The organism is Bacteroides sp. Marseille-P3684, from assembly GCF_900291465.1.
Taxonomy (GTDB): domain Bacteria; phylum Bacteroidota; class Bacteroidia; order Bacteroidales; family Bacteroidaceae; genus Phocaeicola_A.
In genome coordinates, this window is record NZ_LT985808.1 from 3,338,868 (window position 1) to 3,363,037 (window position 24,170).

At 55.4% G+C, this 24,170-nt stretch carries 15 protein-coding genes; 6 read left to right on the forward strand and 9 right to left on the reverse strand.

The features are described 5' to 3' along the window. The first annotated feature begins 45 nt into the window (after positions 1 to 45). Together C8275_RS13150 and C8275_RS13155 are read left to right on the forward strand one after the other, a co-directional pair. Positions 46 to 708 (forward strand): porin family protein, encoded by a 663-nt coding sequence (locus tag C8275_RS13150; RefSeq protein WP_106625495.1) that lies wholly within the window; start codon positions 46 to 48, stop codon positions 706 to 708. Positions 709 to 1,049: 341 nt separating this feature from the next. After that, positions 1,050 to 3,692: a valine--tRNA ligase gene (locus C8275_RS13155; RefSeq protein ID WP_106625496.1), complete on the forward strand. Its 2,643-nt coding sequence runs from the start codon at positions 1,050 to 1,052 to the stop codon at positions 3,690 to 3,692. Between the two features lie 117 nt (positions 3,693 to 3,809). Here the strand turns inward: C8275_RS13155 and zupT are convergent, their stop codons facing one another. Together zupT and C8275_RS13165 are read right to left on the reverse strand one after the other, a co-directional pair. Further along, positions 3,810 to 4,598 carry a zinc transporter ZupT gene (gene zupT, locus C8275_RS13160; protein ID WP_106625497.1) on the reverse strand — a complete coding sequence of 263 codons (789 nt, stop codon included), beginning with the start codon at positions 4,596 to 4,598 and terminating at the stop codon, positions 3,810 to 3,812. 131 nt (positions 4,599 to 4,729) lie between these two features. Continuing rightward, entirely contained in the window at positions 4,730 to 5,692 is a 963-nt protein-coding gene (locus tag C8275_RS13165; protein ID WP_106625498.1) for a bile acid:sodium symporter family protein, read from the reverse strand. Positions 5,693 to 5,986: 294 nt separating this feature from the next. Between C8275_RS13165 and C8275_RS13170 the strand changes: the two genes are divergently transcribed. Together C8275_RS13170 and C8275_RS13175 are read left to right on the forward strand one after the other, a co-directional pair. Then, on the forward strand, positions 5,987 to 6,688 hold the full coding sequence (locus C8275_RS13170; protein WP_022384002.1) for an iron-sulfur cluster assembly scaffold protein: 702 nt from the start codon (positions 5,987 to 5,989) through the stop codon (positions 6,686 to 6,688). A gap of 15 nt (positions 6,689 to 6,703) precedes the next feature. Next, on the forward strand, positions 6,704 to 7,714 hold the full coding sequence (locus C8275_RS13175) for a GGGtGRT protein (protein WP_022384003.1): 1,011 nt from the start codon (positions 6,704 to 6,706) through the stop codon (positions 7,712 to 7,714). A gap of 176 nt (positions 7,715 to 7,890) precedes the next feature. Here C8275_RS13175 and C8275_RS13180 read toward each other — a convergent pair whose 3' ends face one another. The 4 genes from C8275_RS13180 to C8275_RS13195 all read right to left on the reverse strand — a co-directional run bounded on the left by C8275_RS13180 (position 7,891) and on the right by C8275_RS13195 (position 18,270). Beyond that, positions 7,891 to 9,840 carry a RagB/SusD family nutrient uptake outer membrane protein gene (locus C8275_RS13180; protein ID WP_106625499.1) on the reverse strand — a complete coding sequence of 650 codons (1,950 nt, stop codon included), beginning with the start codon at positions 9,838 to 9,840 and terminating at the stop codon, positions 7,891 to 7,893. 123 nt (positions 9,841 to 9,963) lie between these two features. After that, positions 9,964 to 13,167, reverse strand: coding sequence for a TonB-dependent receptor (locus C8275_RS13185; RefSeq protein ID WP_106625500.1), 3,204 nt, complete (start codon positions 13,165 to 13,167; stop codon positions 9,964 to 9,966). 281 nt (positions 13,168 to 13,448) lie between these two features. Next, positions 13,449 to 16,538: a DUF6298 domain-containing protein gene (locus C8275_RS13190; protein ID WP_106625501.1), complete on the reverse strand. Its 3,090-nt coding sequence runs from the start codon at positions 16,536 to 16,538 to the stop codon at positions 13,449 to 13,451. Between the two features lie 46 nt (positions 16,539 to 16,584). After that, positions 16,585 to 18,270: a polysaccharide lyase gene (locus C8275_RS13195; RefSeq protein ID WP_106625502.1), complete on the reverse strand. Its 1,686-nt coding sequence runs from the start codon at positions 18,268 to 18,270 to the stop codon at positions 16,585 to 16,587. 143 nt (positions 18,271 to 18,413) lie between these two features. Here C8275_RS13195 and C8275_RS13200 point away from each other — a divergent pair, with 143 nt between their 5' ends. Both C8275_RS13200 and C8275_RS13205 read left to right on the forward strand, forming a co-directional pair. Continuing rightward, positions 18,414 to 19,040 carry a DUF4923 family protein gene (locus tag C8275_RS13200; RefSeq protein WP_157948283.1) on the forward strand — a complete coding sequence of 209 codons (627 nt, stop codon included), beginning with the start codon at positions 18,414 to 18,416 and terminating at the stop codon, positions 19,038 to 19,040. A 190-nt stretch (positions 19,041 to 19,230) separates the two neighbouring features. After that, on the forward strand, positions 19,231 to 20,415 hold the full coding sequence (locus tag C8275_RS13205; RefSeq protein ID WP_106625504.1) for a FecR family protein: 1,185 nt from the start codon (positions 19,231 to 19,233) through the stop codon (positions 20,413 to 20,415). A gap of 980 nt (positions 20,416 to 21,395) precedes the next feature. Here the strand turns inward: C8275_RS13205 and C8275_RS13210 are convergent. The 3 genes from C8275_RS13210 to C8275_RS13220 are packed head-to-tail and all read right to left on the reverse strand — an operon-like array spanning position 21,396 to position 24,167. Beyond that, entirely contained in the window at positions 21,396 to 22,274 is an 879-nt protein-coding gene (locus C8275_RS13210) for an AraC family transcriptional regulator (protein WP_022384010.1), read from the reverse strand. A gap of 30 nt (positions 22,275 to 22,304) precedes the next feature. Next, positions 22,305 to 23,306 carry a DUF4435 domain-containing protein gene (locus C8275_RS13215; protein WP_106625505.1) on the reverse strand — a complete coding sequence of 334 codons (1,002 nt, stop codon included), beginning with the start codon at positions 23,304 to 23,306 and terminating at the stop codon, positions 22,305 to 22,307. Positions 23,307 to 23,339: 33 nt separating this feature from the next. Next, complete coding sequence (locus tag C8275_RS13220; RefSeq protein WP_022384012.1) at positions 23,340 to 24,167, reverse strand: AAA family ATPase; 828 nt, start codon at positions 24,165 to 24,167, stop codon at positions 23,340 to 23,342. Positions 24,168 to 24,170 lie beyond the last annotated feature (3 nt).

Below are 24,170 nucleotides of genomic sequence, written 5' to 3' on the forward strand. Positions count from 1 at the left end.
CCCGTTGGATCCACCATACTACTAACCCCAAAATAACAAGTAACAATGAAAAAGATTTTCTTTCTTGCCTTGTTTGCCATTCTGGGAATGACAGCAAGCTATGCACAAAGTGTAAGTTTTAACGTGAAAGCCGGTGCCGGTATTGCCAACATGAACAGCGATGCAGATAGTGACCCCCTCTTCTCCTACAAAGTCGGTGTCGGTGCTGAAATCGGCTTGGGAGGCAACTGGGCACTCCAACCGACCCTCTTCTTCGTCCGTAAAGGAACGACCAGCAGCGTCGGTGAGAATATAGAAGGAACGCTATTCACATTAAAGTCGACCATAAATGCCAACTACCTGGAGTTGCCCATCATGGCTGCCTATCGCATCTCACTGCCTTCAACCAACGTGGTACTCAATGCCGGTCCTTACCTCGCCTACGGGTTAAACGGAAAATACAAGTTTGAAGCAGGTGAAGAAGAGATGAAAACAAACATCTTCGGTAAAGACGCTTTCAAACGCTTCGACTGCGGTCTGGGCGTAGGCGTTGCCTTCGAATTTGGCAAGTTCATTGCAGGCATCGACGCCAACTTCGGTTTGGCCAACATTGCTCCCTCTGGTAAGAACAACGACCAGCCTAACATGGAAGTTGCTGACATGGAATTTGATAAGGATACCAAAATCCACAACATGGCTGCCCACATCACTATCGGCTACAAGTTCTAAAAAAACATCTTACATCGTTTCGTAACTATGGGAGGCTGGCTCTTTGCCTGATGGCAAGGGTCAGCCTCCTCTTTTTGAGTGTCCGGTAATTCTGCCCCGGTCGGACGGTCCACTAAGAAGAGCATCACAAGTAAAACGTACCGATTTTGCCTTTCCGGTGGATTTTCGACCTAATGATTAACACGATACGTGGCTTTTTTGCTACTTTTGCACCCATTAAAGACAAAATCCGATTCAATTCAATTTCCGCAAGCTCCGATTTCCGGTCTGACTTCGCTGTCCAGTGCCCGGTCGGGCAGCTGCGGAACTTCAATTATTAAAAAACTACGAACATAACAACAATGGAATTAGCAAGTAAGTACAATCCCGCTGACGTGGAAGGGAAATGGTACCAGTATTGGCTGGACAACAAGCTTTTCAGTTCGAAACCTGACGGTCGTGAGCCTTACACCGTCGTCATCCCGCCGCCCAACGTCACCGGCGTGCTCCACATGGGACACATGCTTAACAATACCATTCAAGATATTCTGGTTCGCCGTGCCCGCATGATGGGCAAGAATGCCTGCTGGGTGCCGGGAACGGACCACGCCTCCATCGCTACCGAAGCCAAGGTGGTGAACAAACTTGCCCAGGAGGGTATCAAGAAGACGGACCTCACCCGCGAAGAGTTCCTCAAACATGCCTGGGCATGGACCGAGGAGCACGGAGGCATCATCCTGAAACAGCTCCGCAAGCTGGGTGCGTCCTGCGACTGGGACCGCACCGCCTTCACCATGGATGAAGAGCGCAGCCGGAGTGTCATCAAGGTCTTTGTCGACCTCTACAACAAGGGACTTATCTACCGAGGCGTCCGCATGGTCAACTGGGACCCGAAAGCCCTCACGGCCCTGAGCGATGAAGAGGTGGTCTACAAGGAAGAACACAGCAAGCTGTACTACCTCCGCTACAAAGTGGACGGGGACGCAGAAGGACGCTATGCCATCGTTGCCACCACCCGCCCCGAGACTATCATGGGCGACACCGCCATGTGTATCAACCCGAACGACCCGAAGAATGCCTGGCTGAAGGGCAAGAAGGTGATTGTACCCCTCGTGGGACGTGTCATCCCGGTGATTGAGGATGAATACGTGGACATCGAATTCGGTACGGGCTGTCTGAAGGTGACTCCGGCGCACGATGTGAACGACTACATGCTCGGCGAGAAACACAACCTGCCCAGCATCGACATCTTCAATGACAATGGTACGCTGAGCGAGGCTGCAGGACTCTACGTCGGCATGGACCGCTTCGACGTACGCAAGCAGATTGAAAAGGACCTCGCCGACGCCGGTCTGCTGGAGAAGGTGGAAGCCTACACCAACAAGGTAGGCTGCTCTGAACGCACCGGTGTGCCCATCGAACCGAAGCTCTCCATGCAGTGGTTCCTGAAGATGGAACATCTCGCCAAGCCGGCTCTCGAAGCGGTGATGAACGACGACATCAAGTTCTATCCTGCCAAATACAAGAATACCTATAAATACTGGATGGAGAACATCAAGGACTGGTGCATCAGCCGCCAGCTGTGGTGGGGACACCGCATCCCTGCCTATTTCCTGCCTCAGGGAGGCTTCGTCGTGGCTGAGACTGCCGAAGAGGCACTTGCCCTCGCCAAGGAGAAGACCGGCAATGCCGGACTGACCCTTGCCGACCTCCGTCAGGATGAAGACTGCCTCGACACCTGGTTCTCCTCTTGGCTGTGGCCCATCTCGCTGTTCGATGGCATCAACCATCCGGGCAATGAGGAAATCAACTACTACTACCCCACTTCGGACCTGGTGACGGGACCGGACATCATCTTCTTCTGGGTGGCACGCATGATTATGGCGGGCTATGAGTACGAAGGCAAGATGCCGTTCAAGAATGTCTACTTCACCGGTATCGTGCGCGACAAGCTGGGACGCAAGATGTCCAAGTCGCTCGGCAACTCGCCCGACCCGTTGGAACTCATCGAACGTTACGGTGCCGACGGTGTACGTATGGGTATGATGCTCTCGGCTCCTGCGGGCAACGATATCCTCTTCGATGACTCGCTCTGCGAACAGGGACGCAACTTCAACAACAAGATATGGAATGCCTTCCGCCTCGTGAAAGGCTGGCAGGTAGCCGACAAGGAACAGCCTGAATCTGCCGCCATCGCGACCCGCTGGTTTGACAGTCTGCTGGCAAAGACGGGTGCCGAGGTGGATGACCTGTTCGGCAAATACCGCCTGAGCGAAGCACTGATGGCTGTCTACAAGCTGTTCTGGGACGAATTCTCCAGCTGGTACCTGGAGCTGGTGAAGCCTGCCTACGGAGAACCCATTGACCGCCGGACCTACGAGCAGACCCTCGCCTTCTTCGAGGAGTTGCTGACGTTGCTCCACCCCTTCATGCCGTTCATCACCGAGGAGCTGTGGCAACACCTGGCTGAACGCAAACCGGGAGAAAGCATCATGACGGCACAAATCAACCGCCACGAACAAACCGACCGGGCAGAAGCCCAATCCATCATCGACGGCATGGAACACATGAAAGAGGTGGTGACGAATGTACGCAACGTCCGTGCGCAAAAGAACATCTCCCCCAAGCAGCAGCTCGGTCTGCTCGTCATGGGTGAAGACAACCTCGTGGACCAATTCAAGGCTGCGCTCATCAAGCTGGGCAACCTGACCGGAATCAGCGTCCCCAACGAGAAACCGGACAATGCCGCTTCCTTCCTCGTGGGAACCACGGAATACTTTGTCCCGTTGCTTGGCATGATTGATGTGGAAGAAGAGCTGAAGAAGCTGGAGGCAGACCTGACCTATCAGGAGGGCTTCCTGCAGAGTGTCCTCAAAAAGCTGGGCAACGAGAAGTTCGTCAACAATGCCCCGGCAAAGGTCATCGAGATGGAACGCAAGAAACAGGCTGACGCTGAAAGCAAGATTGCCGCACTCAAGGAAAGCATCGAAAAGCTGAAGGGATAACAACCACCGTTCCCTGAAGAACCGCAATAAGACTGAGGCGCAGAGATACCGGGAGTCCTCATCCTCCCGCATCTCTGCGCCTCTTTTGTATTCCAATGGCGGTCATCAACCGCAAGTTCAGAGCAGCAATAAGCTCATCGCCATGATGGCCATGCCTGCTACGATGCCGCCGACACCCAGATGGTGGTGACCGTATTTCTCGGTACCGGGCAAGAGCTCGTCAAACGAGATATAGACCATGATGCCCGAGACGAAGGACAGCAGCAACGCATTGAGCGTCGGAGTCCAGAACGGTTGCAGGAACAGGAAGCCGACCAGGGCGCCAATAGGCTCTGCCATGCCGGAAAGGAACGAGTACCAGAATGCCTTCTTCCGACTTCCGGTGGAATGAAAGATGGGGACTGACACGGCAATGCCCTCCGGGATGTTGTGGATGGCAATGGCAAACACGATGGGCAGGGCGATGTCAATGTTCGTCAGTGCCGACGCAAAGGTCGCCAGTCCCTCCGGAAAGTTATGGATGCCGATGGCAAGCGCCATCAGGATACCCGTACGTTTCAACCGGCGGGTCTGTCCGTAATCGGAGTCCGTGTGTATCTCGTGGGGGTTCTCGTCGGCAGGTACCAGACGGTCGATGAGGGCAATCAGCCCGATGCCGGCAAAGAAAGCCAGCAACATGTAGACTTGCGGCAGCTTCCCGGGATAGATGCCGCTCAATGCGAGCACCGACTGCGGCATCAGCTCCATGAAGGAAACATAAATCATCACACCGGCAGAAAGTCCCAGTGCGGCTGAAAGAAATCGGGTATTGGTCCGTTTGGCAAAGAAGGCTATCAGGCTGCCTATGCCGGTGGAAAGGCCCGCAATCAGGGTCATTCCCAGTGCGAGTGCAACATTATCGTTCATTTTGTCAGTATTTTCGGTCAGGTTATTACTCGGTGAATATCATGGGCGCAAAAGTACAGAAAGGTGACATACGAACCAATACCCACATCCATATATTTGCAGCAGGCGTCCGCCGGCAGCTTTTCTCCCGACTAACGGAGCCGGGCAGCCTCATCGCGCCGGCGCTTCTTCCACAACTGCCAGGAGTTGATGATGTTCTGCCACAGTACATATCCGCCGGGGGCAACCGAAGAGAGCGGATTCAGGTAGGTATATGCCATCCAGATGGCAAGCACGGTGTTCTTCTGCCCGAGTGCCTGACCGCCACTGATGCGTTCGCCGTAACAGGCTCCGATACGCTTGCCCAGGAAGAACTGCAGGCAGCAGGCGACCAACGCAGCCAGAGCCACCAGCCACTCGACAAAGACCGGTGCGTCGCTGTTGACCAGTGAGCGTGCGGTCTGTCCACAGACGATGGCCAACGAGATGCCCCAGATATAGAAAGCCGCATTGCTGACCGTGGCAAGCCAGTGATGTACCCTCGGCAGCCACCAGCGAAGCAGCACCGCCAGGATGAACGGACAAAGCAACAAGGGGAACACCTTGCTCAGAATCTTCAGGAAAGCCACAAAGAACGACAACCCCTCGTGGGGTTCCACTAACGGAAAGACCAACGGGACCACAATGGCGGCAAGCAGATTGGACAGCAGTGTATAGGTCGTCAGACTCGCCGCATTACCACCCAGCTTGCCGGTGATGACAGCCGCTGCCGTAGCCGTCGGACAAATGAAGCACACCATGGCTCCCTCGAACACCTCCCGATAGGTCTCACTCATGGAACAGAACAACAGGATGGCAGCAAGCCCCAGACAGGCAAACAGCTGGAACAGCAACAGCCACAGGTGCCACTTCACAGGCATCAGGTCGCGCAGGTCAATCTTACAGAACGTCAGCAACAGCTGGGCGAAAATAAGCAGCGGCGTAAGCACGTCGACCGAGACCAGAATGAAAGGCTTGAGCGGAGCTACCAGGGGGACATTCGCAAAAAAGAAATAACACAGGACACCTGCCAGCATAGCCACAGGCAAAGTCCAGTTCTTGAGAAATTGAAGCATAGTCCTATCGTTTTTCAGCCTGCAAAGATAGGCTGTTTCTTCCAAACACGGCTCCATTCCGAAGCGATAAGTTCGGTCGTGACACCCTCCTGCCCCAACCGGGAATCAACTTGTTCTCAGATTGCCCCTTCCGCCGGACAAATCCTAATAAAATTCGTGAAAACAACGACGTTCCTTATTGCAGGAGATGAATATAAACCGTAATTTTGCAGACGGAAAAAATGGGAGGTTAAGCAGCCTTTCGACAAAGAATTGTGGTTACAACTATTTTCTATTCTATAAAACGTAATTGATATGACTTATTCACACGAAGTAGAACACATGTGTGTTGTAAAGAAAGGTCCCAACCACGGACCGGCTCCTATTCCTGAAGAAGGAAAATGGGTAAAAGCGAAAGAAATCGTTGATATTTCCGGTTTGACACACGGTGTGGGTTGGTGCGCTCCCCAGCAAGGTGCATGTAAACTGACTCTGAATGTTAAGAACGGCGTTATCGAAGAGTGTCTGGTAGAGACCATCGGCTGCTCCGGTATGACCCACTCGGCTGCCATGGCTTCTGAAATCCTGCCGGGCAAAACCATCCTCGAAGCCTTGAACACCGACCTCGTATGCGATGCCATCAATACAGCTATGCGTGAATTGTTCCTCCAAATCGTTTATGGACGTACCCAGTCAGCTTTCTCTGAAGGCGGTCTGATGATTGGTGCCGGTCTGGAAGACCTCGGTAAAGGTCTCCGCAGCCAGGTAGGTACGCTCTATGGTACGAAAGTGAAAGGAACCCGTTACCTGGAACTGACCGAAGGCTATATCACCCGTATGGCACTCGACAAGGACGACCAGGTGATCGGCTATGAATTTGTACACATGGGCAAATTCATGGAACAAGTGAAGAAAGGCGTTGACGCCAACGAAGCACTGAAAGCTGTGACAGGCACTTACGGACGCTTCAAGCCCGAACAAGGCGCAGTTAAATATATTGACCCACGTAAAGAATAAAGGAGGACACAGATTATGATTAGACCAGTACAATTTGAAAGCCAAGATCGCCGTATGAAGCAAATTCTGGCTGCTTTGAACGAAAACGGCATCAAAGACATCGAAGAAGCTAACGCAATCTGTGACGCTGCCGGTCTCGACCCGTACCTGACTTGCCAAGAGACACAAGGTATCTGCTTCGAAAACGCAAAATGGGCTTACGTGGTAGGTTGTGCCATCGCCCTGAAGAAAGGCTGCAAGAACGCTGCCGACGCTGCTGAAGCCATCGGTATCGGTTTGCAGGCATTCTGCATCCCCGGTTCTGTTGCCGACGACCGTAAGGTGGGTCTGGGTCACGGAAACCTGGCTGCCCGTCTGCTCCGCGAAGAGACCCAATGCTTTGCGTTCCTCGCAGGCCACGAGTCATTCGCCGCTGCCGAAGGTGCCATCAAGATTGCCGAAATGGCAAACAAGGTTCGCAAGAACCCCTTGCGCTGCATCTTGAACGGTTTGGGTAAGGATGCTGCCATGATTATCTCACGCATCAACGGCTTCACCTATGTTCAGACTCAATTCGACTATTATACCGGCGAACTGAAGGTGGTAAACGAAATCGCTTACTCCGACGGTCCGCGTGCCAAGGTGAAATGCTATGGCGCTGACGACGTGCGCGAAGGTGTTGCCATCATGTGGAAGGAGAACGTAGACGTTTCCATCACCGGTAACTCTACCAACCCGACCCGCTTCCAGCACCCGGTTGCCGGTACCTACAAGAAAGAGCGTGTCCTCGCCGGCAAACCCTACTTCTCTGTAGCTTCCGGTGGTGGTACGGGACGTACCTTGCACCCGGACAACATGGCTGCCGGTCCTGCTTCTTACGGTATGACTGATACACTCGGCCGTATGCACTCCGACGCTCAGTTCGCAGGTTCTTCATCCGTTCCTGCTCACGTAGAAATGATGGGCTTCCTCGGCATCGGCAACAACCCGATGGTAGGATGTACTGTAGCTTGTGCCGTAAACGTGGCTCTGGCTTTGAACAAGTAATCCCTGCACACATTCACCATATCCGGACGCTCCTGTTTCCGCAAAGGACAGGGGCGTCCTTTTTTATGCCTCTTCGGGACAGATACAACTGAAAAGGTCAGGACCGCATCATACAGTCCTGACCTTTTCATGTATCTGTAGCAGCTAACCGGAAAGCGGATAGCCGGTCAGTTCAATCAATAGCCGTTGTTGCCATACTCGGCAGAGTTCTCAATCTGGTTCAAGAAGTCGTAAGAGATGGGACGCAGGTAGTTCTTCTCGGTGAACGAACGGGCGGCACGGGGATTGCCTTTGGCAAGCTGGGACTCGAAGGCGTGGTGACGCTTGAGCAATGCCCAACGGTTGAACTCACCGCACAACTCACGGGCATACTCGTCGAGCACATCCTGCTCGGTTGCGGTCGTCAGACGCATGTGTGCCTCGAAGTCTTCGGCATTGCGGCAGGCACGCTGACGGAGCGGATTCAGGTACTGGGCTGCACGGGCACCGTCACCCAACATGGCATTTGCCTCGGCGGCAATGAGGTAAACCTCAGCCAGACGCATGATGAAGGTGTCACCCACCTTACGTTGCAGGTTGCTCGTGTAGGCACCGTCAAAGCACCAGTTGAGCTTGTTGAAACCCGGATAGAGCTGGTATGTATTGGTCCCATCAAACGCAACCTCCACGTATTTGCCTTCCTCATCGAACAGGTCGTCGATATTCACACAGACGTAGGCACGTTCAGCCTTCTCTTCGGCTGTCAACGGGTCTTTCGACAGGTAAATCACGAAGCGGTCTTCGTCCACATCCAACGGATAGGGCGTATAGTACACGTTGTCTACATCCTGCAGCACGGTGATGTCACCGGAGTGGTCGCCACGCGGCCAGATCTTGTGCGGCCATTGGTTCCAGGTGCCGGTAGTCATGTTACCGTCGGCATACGGGTAAATCTTCTTGCCCACATGACGTTGGTCGATGCCGTACTTCTCGCACAATCCCTCGTCCAGGGTTACGGTCTTGTCCTCATAATCGGACGGGTACCAGGTAGTCTGCTTCAGTGTCGGGTTACCGTAGGCAGTCATGAAGGTCACCTCCCAACGCTTGTCATAGTCGGCGTCGAACAGGTCGATAAGATACTTGGACGGAGCGAGGATGTTGTTGTTCACACGGCCCAGGTAGTAGTTCGCATTGTCCTTCACCAGGTAGATATCGTTGAGGTTGTTGGGCTTGGGATACATGTAGGAGAAGATGTTCGACTGCGCATAGTTGGCAGAAGTAGCCACCTTCGTACTCGGAGCGGAAGCGATGAAGAGTGCCTCATCGTTGGACTTGTTGTTGGCTGCTGCCCAAACCTCGGCTACATCGTCATAGAGACGGGCACCATAAGTGGAGGCGTTGGCAATCAGGTCTTCCGCTACCTCCTTGGCACGTTGCCAGTAGGACACGCCGTCTTCGCTCAACCCCTCGCCTGCTCCCTGTGCATAGACACGGGCCAGAAGACCGAGAGCCGTTTTCTTGGTGCAACGGGCATAGTCACCGTTCAGCGGTTCCACGTCAAGGTATTCGGCTGCCAGCTTCAGGTCTGCGACCATCTGTCCGTACAGTTCCTCATAGGTGTTGCGCTGCGGACGCATCTCGGCACCGTCCTGCGAGCTGTTCAGCTTCAGCGTCACATTGCCGTAGTTGGAGACGAGGATATAATAGTAGTAGGCACGCAGACAGCGGGCTTCGCCTTCGAGCACCCGGATGGCATGTTCGTCACCGCCCACCACTTCGGGAGCCACCTCGATGGCAGTGTTACAGGTATTGATGAGCGAATAAGCCTGGTTGAACAGCTTGTTCGTGTAGTTGGTATTCGTGGTCAGACCCTCGTAGTAGAACACCTGCTGTCCCCACGTACGATTGTTGGAAGTCAGCCAGAGGTCCGTTCCGCCCTCGGCAACGGCAAAGTAGTCGAAGGCCGAGAAGAGCTGTCCATAGAGAGGTTCGTAGCAATAGGTCACCATGCCCTGCCACTTTGTGAAGTTGCGGGTCTCGTCACCGCCGCTTCCGGCACCGGGATTGTATTCATCCAGACTGCAAGCGCCGAGTGCAAAGGCTGCGAACGCCACAGTCAATGCGTTGGAAAATATGTTTCGTTTCATTGTTTTAGATGTTAGTGTATTCAACTTCCGCAAGCCCAAGTGGACAAATTGAACTTATCCCCTTGTCAACGTCACCCCTTGAGCATACACGGAACTTAAGTTAGTGATGTTTATGGATGGGGGTTAGAAGGAGAGGTTCACACCGAAGACCATCTGCTTGGTCAGCGGGTAGTTCAATCCTCCGTTCATTTCCGGGTCATAGTCTTCAAGCAAGTGGCTCTTGGCTACCACCAGCGGGTTGGTGATGGTGGCGTAGAAACGGCACTTGCCGATGCCTGCCTTCTTCAAGAGATTCTCGGGAAGGGTATAACCCAGGGTGATGTTGCGGATCTTGAAGAACGAACCGTCGACATACTCCAGTGCTGAATAGCCTACGTAGGAAACACGCTCCCTGTTGGCGTTGATTGCCGGGAAGTCGTTCGAGGGATTGTCCTCCGTCCAGTAGTTGAAGTAGGTCGGGAAGTTCTCGATACCTCTCGGGTCGTAGGAGCTGAGCATGCCGTACTTGATCATCTGTCCCCAGCGCATGTACATGAAGATACTCAGGTCGAAATTCTTGTATTTGAAGGTGTTCTGGAAGCCCAGTGTCCAGTCGGGCGAGTTGTGTCCCAGCACCTGGTAGTCGGCGTCACTGTAGGCGTACTTGTTCTCGGAGTTGTAGTAGATGCGGTCACCGGTCTCTTCGTCGATTTTGTAGAACACACCATCGGACTCCTTGTACAGGCCGGGCACGTTGATCTTGATGTCACCGGGAGCGCAGTTGAAGACAGCGGCGTCCGCCTCTTCACCCTTCTGCCACATGCCGTCGATCTTGTAGTTATAGAACGAGTTTACCGGCTCGCCGATGGTGAGGGAGTAGTCGCCGTTGGTGATGTTGTTGGCAGCGCCGTCAATGAGTGCCTTGATTTCCTCCTTGTTGTAGTTGAAAGTCACGGTGGAGTTCCATGAGAAGTCCTTCGTCTCGATGTTTCGGGTGTTCAATGCCATCTCGAAACCGCGGTTCTCGGTCTCACAGATGTTCATGTTCATCTTGTAACGGGTAGACGAGTTGTAACCACCGTTGGTGATGGGCAGCTGACGTTCCCAGATGACGCCCTTGGTCTTGGTGAAATAGTAATCCATCGACACGTCGATGCGGTTGTTCAGGAAGGCAGCATCAAGACCGATGTTGGTGTTGTAGGACTTCTCCCAGCCCAGTGCACGGTTGGTGTACATCTCCGAGAAGCGGTAGATGGTATGGTTGGCGCCACTGAAGCTCAGGGTAGACTCTTCCAGGTTGGAAGCCGACGAATAGGGGTCGATGGAGGCAGTACCGGTAATACCCCAGCCGACACGCCACTTCAGGTTGTCGAGCCAGCTGCGTGTGCCCTCCATGAATTTCTCGTCAGACATACGCCATCCGGCAGATACGGCGGGGAAGGTATCCCAGCGGTTACCCGGAGCCAGGCGTGAAGAACCGTCGTGACGGACGGAAGCCGAGAAGAGGTACTTGCCCTTGTAAGAGTAGTTGATACGTCCCACCAGACCGAAGCCCTTCGACATGGTGTAGTCCGAGGCGGCTGTAACGTAGTCGTTGTTGAGACCCATGTTGTGCCACAGGTAGGCGTTGTCGGAGATGTTGGTCTCCTGCTGCCACGTCTCATCCTGCTGGTTGTGGTTCCAGGAGGTTACGGCAGTCAGCGTGAAGTCGTGGTCGTTCTTGATCTGGAAGTTGTAGGTGATGACGTTCTCCCACTTGTAGTCGTAGTCGCGCGACTGCGTGATGCGGGCGTAGACGTTGGCATTCGTGCCCACGGCATCGGCACCGCTCGTATTATAATATTGGTAAGAACCGATGCCCTGGAAGTAGTTCGTGCGCGAATAGTTCAGGTTGGCACCGATACGCGAGAGGATGGTCAGTCCCTTGACCGGACGCAGCTCGATGTAGGGGTTGAAATAGAGCTTGTAGTTCTGGTTCTGGTTGCGGTAGTTGCTCTTGTTGTTCAGCAACAGGTTGGTCAGTGTTCCAGCGGACGGGTTGACTTTGTAGCTGCCGTCCTCGTTATACAGCTCACCGAGCGGCTCACTTCTCAACGCACGGTCGAGGCTGGCGTATGCCCGGTTGCGGTGTACGTAGGACATCTGTGCGTTCACACCGACGCTCATCCACTCCCTCACCTTGTGGTCGATACGCATGTTGGAGGAGTACACCTTATATTCATCGTCGCTGTACTGGCCGTTCTCGTTGGAGAAGTTCAGGGAGAAGTAAGCCTTGGTCTTCTCCGTTCCGCCCGACACGGCGACACTGTAGTTCTGTGTGATACCGGTCTTGAGCAGTTCGTCCGCCCAGTCGATATACTTGCCCTGCTGGTGCAGCGCGTAGGAGCCTGTACCGAGCACGGCGTCCAGCACACGTTCGTCATCGGCGGTACTGGTCCAGTTGCCGGTTGCGCGGTTGGCATCGCGGATGCCCTGGAGGTAGCTCTCTCCCGTACGCATCTCAGGCACCTGGGACCATCCGTTCACACCGACGTAAGCATTGAAGTCTACATTGATTTTACCTTCCTTGCCGCTCTTGGTCGTAATCAATACCACACCGTTGGCACCGCTCGCACCATAAACGGCTGTCGAGGAAGCATCCTTCAGGACTTCGATGGATTCGATGTCGTTCGGGTTCAACGTAGCGTAGTCACCGGGCATGCCGTCGATGATGAACGTCGGGTTACCGCTCGCAGTGAACGAACGCGTACCACGCAACTGCATGTTGACGCCTTCACCGGCCTGACCCGACGTACGGGTGATGTCCAGACCTGCCACCTTTCCCTGCAAGGCCTCCATCGGGTTCGAACCCGGATTGAGGGTAATGTCTTCGCTCTTGACAGAGACGATGGAACCGGTCAGGTCGCGTTTCTTCATCGTACCGTAACCGATGACCACCACTTCGTCAAGCAGTTGGTTGTCAGGCTCCATCGTCACACGCATCGGTCCGGAAGTAATCTTCACGGTCTGTGACTTGTAGCCCATGTAAGTCAGTTGGAGTTCGGTGGCTCCGGCAGGAGCGCTGATTTTGAAATTGCCATCGAAGTCGGTGATGGCACCCGCCTGCGTACCTTTTACCAGTACGGAAACACCAATCATCGGCTCGCCATTCTCGTCAATGACTTGACCGGTGACGGTCTTTGTTTGCAAAACTTCCTGAGGATTAGCGCCTTCTACCCCCCCCCACGACGCTTTTGCGGACAAAGGCAGAGAGAACAATGCTGCGGACAATCCCCACACAAAAAGTGAACGGCCACAAAAGGCCTGTGTGGCACCCGACGGATGCACAGATCTTTTCTTGTTTTCCATTTTTACAAGGTTAACGGATGAATAATTGGTTAGTTTTTCCAAACGGCAAAGATAATGTTTCTCCCTGATATCGCATGCTATCTGAAAGAAATTTATTTACTTCCGAGAGCGTTTTTAACATACTAGGGCACAGCGGACGTATGTTCTTTTCAACGAGCTGCCGTCCGCCCTGCCGGCAGGCAACAAAAAAGACGAGTGAACAGGAGCCTGCACAACAAAGAGAATGATTCTCCTTGCGCTCCTGTTCACTCGTCCCTTGTGGACGGACCGTGGTCCGCCCTTTACTTTCTCTGCAACCAGTAGACGCCCTCCTTCTTGACAGTGAGACGGAAGGAATCCTTCACCTTCACGTTGTCCACGAGGACGGATACTTCGCACGTCTGCGGGTCAATGTACTTCACGGCGTATTTGCCGGATGAGAGGGGGACGGTGATGTCCGTCAGACGGTGCACATTGAGCACGGCACCCTGCTTCTTCCCGGCAATCATCTCATAGTCTTCCGTGTCAACCGGCACCACGTCCATCAGGGGGACGGCAGCCAGGAAGGCCTCATCGGCTACCTGAAGCACGGGACACGAGCCGCCGCCCATCAGCACTGCCCAACCGTGGTCGGGATAGTTCTGGGCATAGAGCACGACAGCCTTGTCGGGATACTTCGTACGGTATTCGCTCACCGCCTTGTATGCCTCGCGGTATCCCATCTTGCCGATCTTCATCTTGCGGGCATGCTGACGGGGTGCAAGGTTCTTGCCACCCTCGGGAGCATAGACCGTGCCGTCAGTGCGGTAGTGCCAGTAGCGGATGTCGATGATGTCGACCACGGCAGCACGTTTGGGGTCGCTCAGGATGGCATCCTGCACATCCTTGGTCGCACTCAGGGCGACAGTGGCGTGCTTGCCCGTCTCCTGCTCCCACTCGGCAATGCAGTCGAGCCAGAACTCCATGAAGTGGAGCGGTCCGGTGTACTCGGCACTGATCAGCTGCACGACATTCCGGTTGTCCGCGAAGTTGTCGAGGCACTGACGGATGTACTGCCGGTGAAGCTCGCGGCGCACGGGGTGAGTCGTGTCATAGAACTTGTCGGCGACGAAGATGCGCTTGTCTCCGGCAAAGTTGACCGGTTCGCCCATGTCGGTGTGGTTGATGTTGTTGGCATCGCGCCAGGGGCAGTCCACCCAGTGGGCGCCGGCTTCAAGGATATTGTGCTGGAAGTAGTTCTGGTGGAAGAGCAACATGCCCGCCGCTTCCGCCTTGTCGGCAAACGACTTCAGGCGGAACCAGTACCAAGCGTTGGGACGCGTCAGGTCGTACTTCGTCAGTCCGTCCCAAGCCTTTCCCTCGCCCGAACGGCCGAAAGGTTGTTCATAGAGGGGCGCCCACACATCGCCGTCGCGACGGCGGATGCGTTCGTGGTCGGTGCGGCGCAGGTCGTACCAGAGTCCGTAGTTATGGTCGAACACCACGTTGCCACGACGTTTCATCATGACCAGTGCGGAGTCAATGCGGTCGGTCAGTCCCAGTCCTTCCTGGTCGGGGACGAAACGGGTGACGTGAGGCTTGGCGGTCTTGATGAAGTTGTACTTCGTCCGTCCGTTCCACCACACGACCTCCTGACGGTTGCCTTCGAGCAGCTTGCCGTCAGCCACGAGGTGTCCGTTGAGCAGGGCGAACTGCATCTTGGCAGGCGCCTTCCGCGGGGTTGCCTTGAGGTCATCGACCGACTTCAGCCCCGTGGGGTCCACGGACGCGGCAAAGGTGCCCTGGCTGATCCAGTCTTCCAGGGTCAGGCGGGGCTCCAGGCTCTGCTTCGCCATCTCGGCAGCCTGTTCAACGGTAGGGCTGCTCGTGGCGTCGGTCCATCGCGGCAGGAGGCGGGCACGTGCACTCACGTCCGTCTTCAGGCGGTCAGCAAGCTGGGCATAGAAACAGCTGCGCGGATTGACATGGTTGTTCGACTGTGCCCATTCGCCGTCGCCGGAGAAAGAGCCCCAGCACCCGAAGGCACGGTTGGGAGCGTCCTTCACGGGAGTATAGCAGAAGAGTTCGTTGGCGGTACATTGCCAGAAGAGGCTGTTGCCGGTGTTCCAGCCGGCACCGACCTTGTCCTGTCCCAGGTTCTCGAACTTCAGGTCGTGCCCGTCGATGTTGACCACATCGAAGAGCAAGCCTGCCGCCCACGAACCGATGGAGCCGCTGAAGCTGTTCGACTCCCAGGAGTCACACTGCACGAAGGCGTTCGGACCGGCAGCGCTGTAACCGGCGACAAAGTCGTTCATGGCATGCTCGGAGTAGCAGCGTTGGAAGAGCACCTGCTGTCCGAGGGTGAAGAAGGCACGGCGACGCATGCCTGCCAGTTCGGACACGGGCTCGAGCGAGCGGCAGTCCTCCACGGTGACACGTGCCCCGGTGCGCTGCACGACGACGGCACTGCCTGCAAAATGCTTGAAGTCCACCCGACGCACCCAGCAGTTCTCGGCGTTCTCGATGGAGATGCCGCTCCAGCAGTGGTCTTCGTCCAAGGGGTACTTGCGGTTGTAGTCGGACATCAGCGTGAGGTTCTCCACACCGGAGTCTGCCACACGTTGCGTCCATGCGTAGGTCATCAGGCGGCACTGTCCGTAGCTCTTGTCAAGTGCCATCGACACAGGTGCATCGATGGTGACGCGGTTTCCTTCAACGGAAGTGACCGTACGGTCCCAGTAGAGGTCCACGTCACCGGGTTTCCAGCCCAGTGCACTGATGCCTCCGCCGAAGATGCTGCACCCGAGCGAGGCAATCCACTCCTGGGTACACGGACGGTAGAGCATCACGCGGTCTCCCGCCTTCAGCCCGTCCGCCGAAGCTACTTCAAAGGTGAGGGCATTCACCGGGACGTAGTCGGACGTAATGTCGGTCGAGGAGGTCTCGCGGTAGTCGTTCTGCCCCTCGATGTAGAGCAGGGCACAGCGGTCCACGCCTTTCTTGAGGAGAACGGTCTCCTCTTTCGACTGTCCTCTCAGCACGACTCCGGAAGCGGAGATACGCAAGGGCTCGGACAGTTCGAAGGTGCCCTTGCCGAGCAGGACGGCACCACGCAGTCCGTTGGCACCGGGAGTCAGCGTAGCCACATGGTCCAGTGCACGCTGGATGCGCTCGCTGTTGTCGCCGGGCTGACAGGAAACAAACACGACATTGTCCGCATTGGGAATGTCAACATTGGAATTGCGGTAGCCGCAGGTGGAATAGTCCAGCAGGCGGTTGCCCCGTGCGTCCGCCACATACGTCAGGTGTGTGCCGTCAGTCTGCACGGTGAAGTCCTGTGCCTGCATCGGAGCCGTTATCCCCGCAGCGAGCAGTCCCAAGGCTAGAATCTTTAAATGAATGGCATGCATAGTTGTTCTGATTGAGTTGACTGATGGAGGCATCTGCCTTCACTTCTTAGAGCAGGCTCTTGCGTCCTGCCAGGGTATCATGATTGTTCTTTACATCGGTCCAGTCGACCTTCTTTGTCGGGTCGATGCCGTTGATGTATTTCTCGATGTTGGTGTAGCCGTCACCGTTGCAGTCTTTCACGGCGTCGGTCGGGTCGTTCGGGTCCAGTCCGTACTTGATTTCCCAGGCATCGGGCATACCGTCGTTGTCGCTGTCGACCACGGGCGTACCTTTATATTCAGGCAGACCACCGACCTGGCTCGGATGGGTGATGATGCCCTGCTTGTAGGAGTCGGCAGGCAGACGGCGTTTGACGTAGGGACTTGTGAACTCCTTGGCATCGGGGGCATAGATGGCCTTGCCGGTCTTCACGCTCTCCACGACACGGGCGTCGACGGCATCGCGCTTGGGGAAGGTAGCTCCCACGTTGGAGAGTACGAAGTCATACGCCTCCCTGGCAGGCATAATGGTCACGTGGGGCATGGGGAAAGGCTTGTCCACGCGCACCTCGGGGATGCGTTCCGCCGGCACGGGACCATTGCCTATCTGTACGCCTCCTGCCCAGTTGTCCTTGGTGACCTGCTCGTTGCCCCACACGACATTGCCGCTCACGTAGGCTTTGCCGAAGGTGTTCTTGGATTCAGGGGAACGTCCGGAGTCCAGCTTCACGATGCGGTAGCTGATGGGCTTGCCTTCGGGAGTGATGGGACCCGGCTTGAAGTTGTTGTTGATGAGATTCAGTCGGCTGGTGTGGTCGCCTCCATCGACGGAGCGGTTCCACCAGTTGAAGGTGACGTTGTTGACAAAGTTGAAGTCCTCGTTCATGCCGATGGAGCAGTTGCGGCTGATGTTCGAGGCGAAGAGGTTGCGGGCGAACATGCAGTTATGTCCCCCGATGGTAGCACCGAAGGCGTGGTTGTACATGTCAAGAGCCTCCGAGAAGATGGAGTTCTGGATGGTGATGTTCACCGTGGGCAGTTTCTCACCCTTCTTGGTCTTCGGGTCGCGGTTGTACACGTGGCGGTACATGGACATGTTCTCGTCGAGCCCCCACGATGCCGACACATGGTCGATCATGATGTTGCCCACACCGTTGCCGCCCACTGCGTCGTCACGGAAGCCGACGTCGGTTGCCCCGCGACGGAAGCGCATGTGGCGGATGACCACGTCGTGCGTATCAATCAGGAAGGAAGCTCCGGTGACGCAGATGCCGTCGCCCGGTGCGGTCTGTCCGGCAATGGTCACATAGGGAGCGCGTACGTTGATGGGGCTCTTCAGCTCGATGACGCCGGAGACATTGAACACGATGATGCGTGCACCTCCCGTCTCGCAGGCTTCACGGAAGGAGCCGGGACCGCGGTCGTTGAGGTTGGTCACCACCAGCACCTTGCCGCCACGTCCGCCGGGCGTATAGGCTCCTCCCCCTTCAGCTCCCGGGAAGGCGGGAATCTCTGCCTTGAGCAGGTCTCCGGGACGGGAAGCCCAGGGTTTATAGGGACGGCCGTTGATGGCCTCTTGTTCGACAATGGGTAATGCCTTGTTCCAAGCCGCGTCGGACAGCCGGTCGATTTCTGCCTGCTGACGCTCGATGCGTGCCTGAATGGAGTCGGGGATAGTGGGATACTGTGCTGCCGCAGGCAGTACGCATGCCGACAGGAGGAGTGCCGACATGAGTTTCTCGAAGTTTTTCATAGACTCTTGTACTTTACAGATTGGTTTGTAACTTTAGACGGCAAATATACAGAAAGTTTAATAGGAGAAGTGTTAAATTACATTGCCTCCTACCGCTCTGTGTCGTATCTTTGCGGCGATAAACCATAAAACAGCAAATGACTATGAAAAGAAGTAACTTATGGAAGTGCGTATGCCTGCTGCTCCTGTTCAGCCTCACGCTTCCGACGCAAGCACAGAGCTTGAAAGACCTGTTCGGCAGCCTCAAGGAAGGAGTGAAGGAAGGGGTGGACAAGGTGGTCAACAAGGTGACGGTCAACGACAGCACCATCGTCGGCACATGGCACTACGTGAAACCTTCCTGCAAATTCAAGAGTGACAACCTGCTGGCACAGGCAGGCGGAGCGGTTGCCTCGACCAAGGTGGAGAGCGAACTGGCAAGCGCCTGCAAGAAGCTGAAGATAACCAACAGCAATACCACGTTCACCTTCAAGAGCGACAAGACGTACACCCAGACCATCGCCGGCAAGTCGACCAGCGGCACCTACACGTTCGACCGCGACAAGATGACCGTCGTCATGACGGGCACGCTGGGATTCAGCACCACGGCACACGTCAAGTTCCAGAAAGACAAGATGACCCTGGTCTATGATGCCGACCGTGTGTGGGAACTGGGCAAGAGCCTTGCCAACGTCGCCGGAAAGTTCATGAACAGCAACATGCTGACCATCTTCAACTCGGTGTCTGACAGCTATGAGGGCATGCAGCTGGGCTTCGAGCTGCAGAAGTAAGTACGGACGGGACTGACCCTCCACGCAACGACACGACGCGGATGGACGGTTTTCTTCGGCAGACGACGGAGGAAGCGTTCATCCGCGTCTCTGTTTCTAAAAATATCCTAAAAAAGAGGCTGCAAGGTGTCCGTTTCCATCCCTATCGCGTATTACATATAAAACACAGTTTGTTAAACGACATATCCTTATGACACCGACTCCCATGCACGAGCGGCACATCGCCCGACTCATCTATAAACGCATCATCGGCACCATCACCCCGGAAGAGACCGACGAACTGGAGGCATGGCGCAAGGCAGACCCGCGCAACGAAGCGACCTACCGGCGTCTGCTCGACACCCACTTCCTGGAGCGTGAGTACCGACGGGCGAAACACATCGATGCCCGCCGTCCGCTGGAGGACATGAAAGCACGCATCCGCCGGGAATCGCGCCCGTCGCGGTTGCGCAGACGCTGGGCAGTGTCACTGGTGGCTGCCGCCTCGCTGGCCGCCGTGATTTGCATCAGCTACTTCGGCCACTCCCCCGTGAACGATGAACTCACCCCCATCGCCCGGCAGCTGGAGCAGGCACAAATCCGGCACGGGAAGACGCAGGCGATGCTGACCCTCGCCGACGGGTCGGAAATCTCCCTGGGCGAAGACTCGGCACGCAACTCCCGCCTCATCGCCCGTCAGCGGACCGACGAACCGGAGGCTTCCCGCAAGGCACGCATCAACAAGCTGACCACTCCCCGCGGAGGAGAGTTCAAGATTATCCTGGAAGACAGCACCGAAGTGTGGCTCAACGCCGAGTCGCAGCTCATCTACCCCGAGAACTTCACCGGCTCTGAACGTCGGGTCACCGTGAAGGGGGAAGCCTACTTCAAGGTGGCAAAGGACAGCCTGCGTCCGTTCTACGTGGAGTCGGACAACATGCAGGTGCGCGTCTACGGAACGGAGTTCAACATCAACGCCTACAACGAGGAGAACTGCATCTACACCACCCTCGTGTCGGGCAGCATTGCGCTGCGTCCCCTCAACGACACCCACGCCGAGCTGGTGCTCACACCCGGACATCAGGCGGTATTCCTGAAGAGCGACCGCTCCACCCGCGTCCGTCCGGTCGACACACGTGCCGTGACGAGCTGGCATGACGGACGGTTCTCCTTCGAGGAACTCACCTTGCAGCAAATCATGACGACCCTCTCCCGCTGGTACAACTTCGACTTCCGGTTTGCCGACGAACGGCTCGCCTCCACCGTGTTCAAGGGGAGCGCCCCCCGCTACGCCGAACTGGCGGAAGTGCTGTCGATACTGGAAAAGAGCGGCGGCATCACCTTCCGCGTCGAAGGCAAGACCATCGTCGTGGAGCATGCGGAAGACTCCCTGTAAAAACCGACTTTCATCCGACAGTTGCATCGTCCAACCCTATCCGACTCAGGGACTTGCAGACAAGACTGACAGTACCCTCCTGCGGGACTGTTGGTTCCATGCGCTTGGGACTTCGAGTTCCACGGCTTGGGACTCCGAGTTCCACGGCTTGGGACTTCGAGTTCCAAAGCCTGGAACTCCGAGTTCCAGAGCCTGGGACTGTCAGTTCCACGCCGTGGAACTCAGAGCGTCTTGCCCGTCAGGCAAAAACGAGATAAGCAGGGAGCGGTCAGCGGCAGCGCATCCGCACGAAGACAAAAGAAAGAAGGGAAACCAACATCTCCTCCCGGAGTGATGGCTTCCCTTCTTCATGAACAGGACATGAACCCTTTCCTTTTTAAGCTATTATTAACACAAAGTCCCTTTCAACATCTCTTCAAGAGAGATTCGAAATCGCATTCTCGCTCTCTATACATTCACCTTTTTCGCCTCTTCTACATATTCCTTAACTGTCAAGCTGTGCTTTGGAAAAATGGAAGAGGGCAATCACGCCTGACTTCCCTCTCTCTAGAAAAACAACCCTAAAACTAAATAAAACCTATCGAAAAACTCTAGGCATTGGTATCAAACTATCATATCTGTTCATTATATATATATATCATCTTTCCCTTTCTACAGCTGCAAAGGTAGGCGGGTTTCCCGGGAAATAATAATACAATCTTATCCAATTCTAATACTTTCTTATCAAAGTTTAACCCAAATCGGTCATTAGACTTTGAGTAGATTGTCCGCATCTGTCCCGCAGCTTGTTTCTCGTTTGGGTGAAGACGTAGCGGGCTACGTCGAGACAAAACGAGGAAGAAGATGCCGACAGAGGGGAACAAGATGCTCAAAGAGCTTGCCTTTTGAAACGGAGAGAACTTGGAGCGGTCTAATGACCGATTTGGGTTTAAACCTTAGTGGGGCAAGAAGACTGTTCCGGACGGTCCTTCTGGAGGCGTCTAGACGATCACTTTCTGCTTGCGGTAGTTCTCCCGGTACTCCTTGGGCGAACAGTGTTTGTTCTTCTTGAAGATGCGATTGAAGTTTGACAGATTGTTAAATCCGCATTGGAAGCAGACTTCGGCGACAGGAAGTCGCGAGTCGACCAGCAGACGGGAGGCATGGTCCAGGCGCAACGTTATCAAATAGTCAGAAAAGGTCTGTCCGGTAATCTGGCGGAAGAAGCGGCTGAAAGAGACTTCGGTCATGCCCACCATGTCTGCCAGCGTCGACAGACGGATTTCGTCCTTATAATGCTCTTCCACATAGTCTTGTACTTTATTGATGCGCACCGAGTCGACCACGTGACGGATGCGGGCGAACGATTCGCTCGACAAAACTTTCGCCTGATGGTCCTGTGACAGTTCGTAGAGGATGACCATGAAACGGACGACGGCATAGAAACCCGGGGTCGCAGCCGCCAGCTCATAGAGCATGGGACGCACTTTGGCAACGATGTCCGCCGAGAACGACAGGCCGCACCGGGCACGTTCGAGCATGGAAAGGATGGAGCGGAAATGGGTCTTGCGCGTGAACGCACCGTCAAAGAGGTCGGAGGAGAAATGGATGGTTATCTCGCGCACATCGGTCGACGTACACTGATAGCGTTCCCAGACGTGCTCCAGGTCCTGCCCGGTGATGAGCACCAGGTCATAGTCGCCCAGGGTCTCCATCGAGTCGCCCACGATGCGCCGCGCACCGGCACCGTGCTCCGTGAAGTTCAGTTCGTAGTCGGCATGGCAGTGGATGGGGTACGGAAGGAGCTTGTTGTAGCGGTCGGAGATGTAGAAACAGTCTTCCGCCGAGAGTTGGGTGTCAACTTGTGAGTTCAGTTTCATGATACATCGGTTAAGGTCAACGACGACGGCTCAGCGCTCCATGTGTTCCAGGAAAGTGGCAATCCGCCGGCGTATCCGTTCGTAGAACGGGGAGTCTTTGTAGTAGGTATGCTTCCGAATCACCTGGTCCACCCCGCTCTGGCTGCGCTGGTAACAGGTCAGCTCGTTCTGGAACTGGATGTCATGTTCGGCAAGGTCCCTGATTTCATTCTCACGCTCCCGTCTCAGGATGACACAGAGCGGGGCGAGTATCTTCAGCACCACATTGTCCATGATGTGGTGTCCCTGGATGAAGAGGTAGGTGTTGTCGGGAGTCACTCCCAGTCCGCGCATCTCCTTCTTCAGGGCTTCGATTTCGCGCAGCGCCTTCGGGTAGTCGTGCTCCAGCCGGTGCAGCTTCTGGTTCACCCGACGCTCCATCCGTTGCAGGGCGACTTCCAGGTGGTAGACACTCACCTTGTCGAGGCGCACCACCTCGCAGAAGTCCAGCAGGGAGAACACGCCGGGACGGTGTTTGCGATAGAACCACACGGACCACACGAAGAGCGGATAGGCGATGCGCGAGTACATCCGCATGAACTCTTCGAGGTCGATAATCTCGCGGTCGTTGAGCGTCGCCATGACACACACCTCATGCAGCGCACCGGCATAGCAGAGGTAGTTCTCGATGGCGTAGGTATAGGTCTGGAAGACGAAGCGGTTCTGGTTTATCATGCGCGACGTGGAGGTGGCACCCTGCAGCAGGTAGTCGTAGTCGCTGTCGACGCAGGCTATCATGTTCTGTCCCAGTTGCTCGCCCAGATTGTTCATCAGCACCGACTTCTTGCCTTTCGCCAGGGAGGTGGATGAGGGGAGCATCACTTGGAAATAGAGGCGGTCGTTCTCAAACTCATTGAGCAACGTACGCCAGAAGAACACATCGTCGTAACTCTCCACGTAGGCGACAATCTTCCGCCGTGCCTGTTTCGGGCGCAGACGGTTGGCAGCCTCCACGTAGAGGGAGTTGAGATTTTGGGCAAGACGTTTACTCATGGTACATATATAATAAGGTATAGGGATAAAGTGTCACTGTTGGGTGATGTCGCTCACCTCCGTCACGGCATCCATCCATCCGTCCATGATGACGGCAGGCGAATGGGTGGTCAGGATAATCTGCACGTTCGGGTTCAGCTCGCGGATGAGCTTGATGAGCTGCTGCTGCCATTCGATGTGGAGGGAGATTTCCGGCTCGTCCATGAAGAGGGCGAAGGGCTGCCCGTCCTGTACGAGCACCGTCAGCAGAATGACCAGAATCTGTTTCTCTCCCGACGAGAGCTGGTAGGGATGCAGCTCGTCGCCATCCTGCTCGATGAGTATCTCGTTGCTCTTGCGGTTGATTTTCTTGCCGGTCTCGCTGAAGAGGGAGTCAATCATGTCCTGGAACTTCCGTTTGGGGACGGACGCCTCCGTCGCCTTCCGCTGGCTCTCGGGCGTCCCCTCGGTCAGCAGCTCGATGATGCGGTTGCCGATGTTCACCTGATAGTCGAGGTAGCGGCGTTGCAGCCGGTAGAGCTGCCAGTCAAGCTCCGTGCGCACATTCACGTCCGTCACCTTCTGCATCAGCCCGGCATTGAGCAGCGGACGGTCAAAACTACGGATGACATCAAAACGGATGTAGGACGCGTCTTCGGGGGAAAAGACGAAACGGACGTTCTCCGGCAGAATCTGTTTGTCAAGTTCTCCGCCGGAGAGCAGGTGAAGCACATGGACAGCCTGGTTGACGATGGTGCTCTTCCCGATGCCGTTGATGCCGCTCAGGATATTCACGTCGGGACGCAAGTCCCAGGCAATGTTCTTCCATCCCCAGATGCCCTTGATTTCAATACGCTTGATGTAATCGGCTTGTTTGCTCATGGT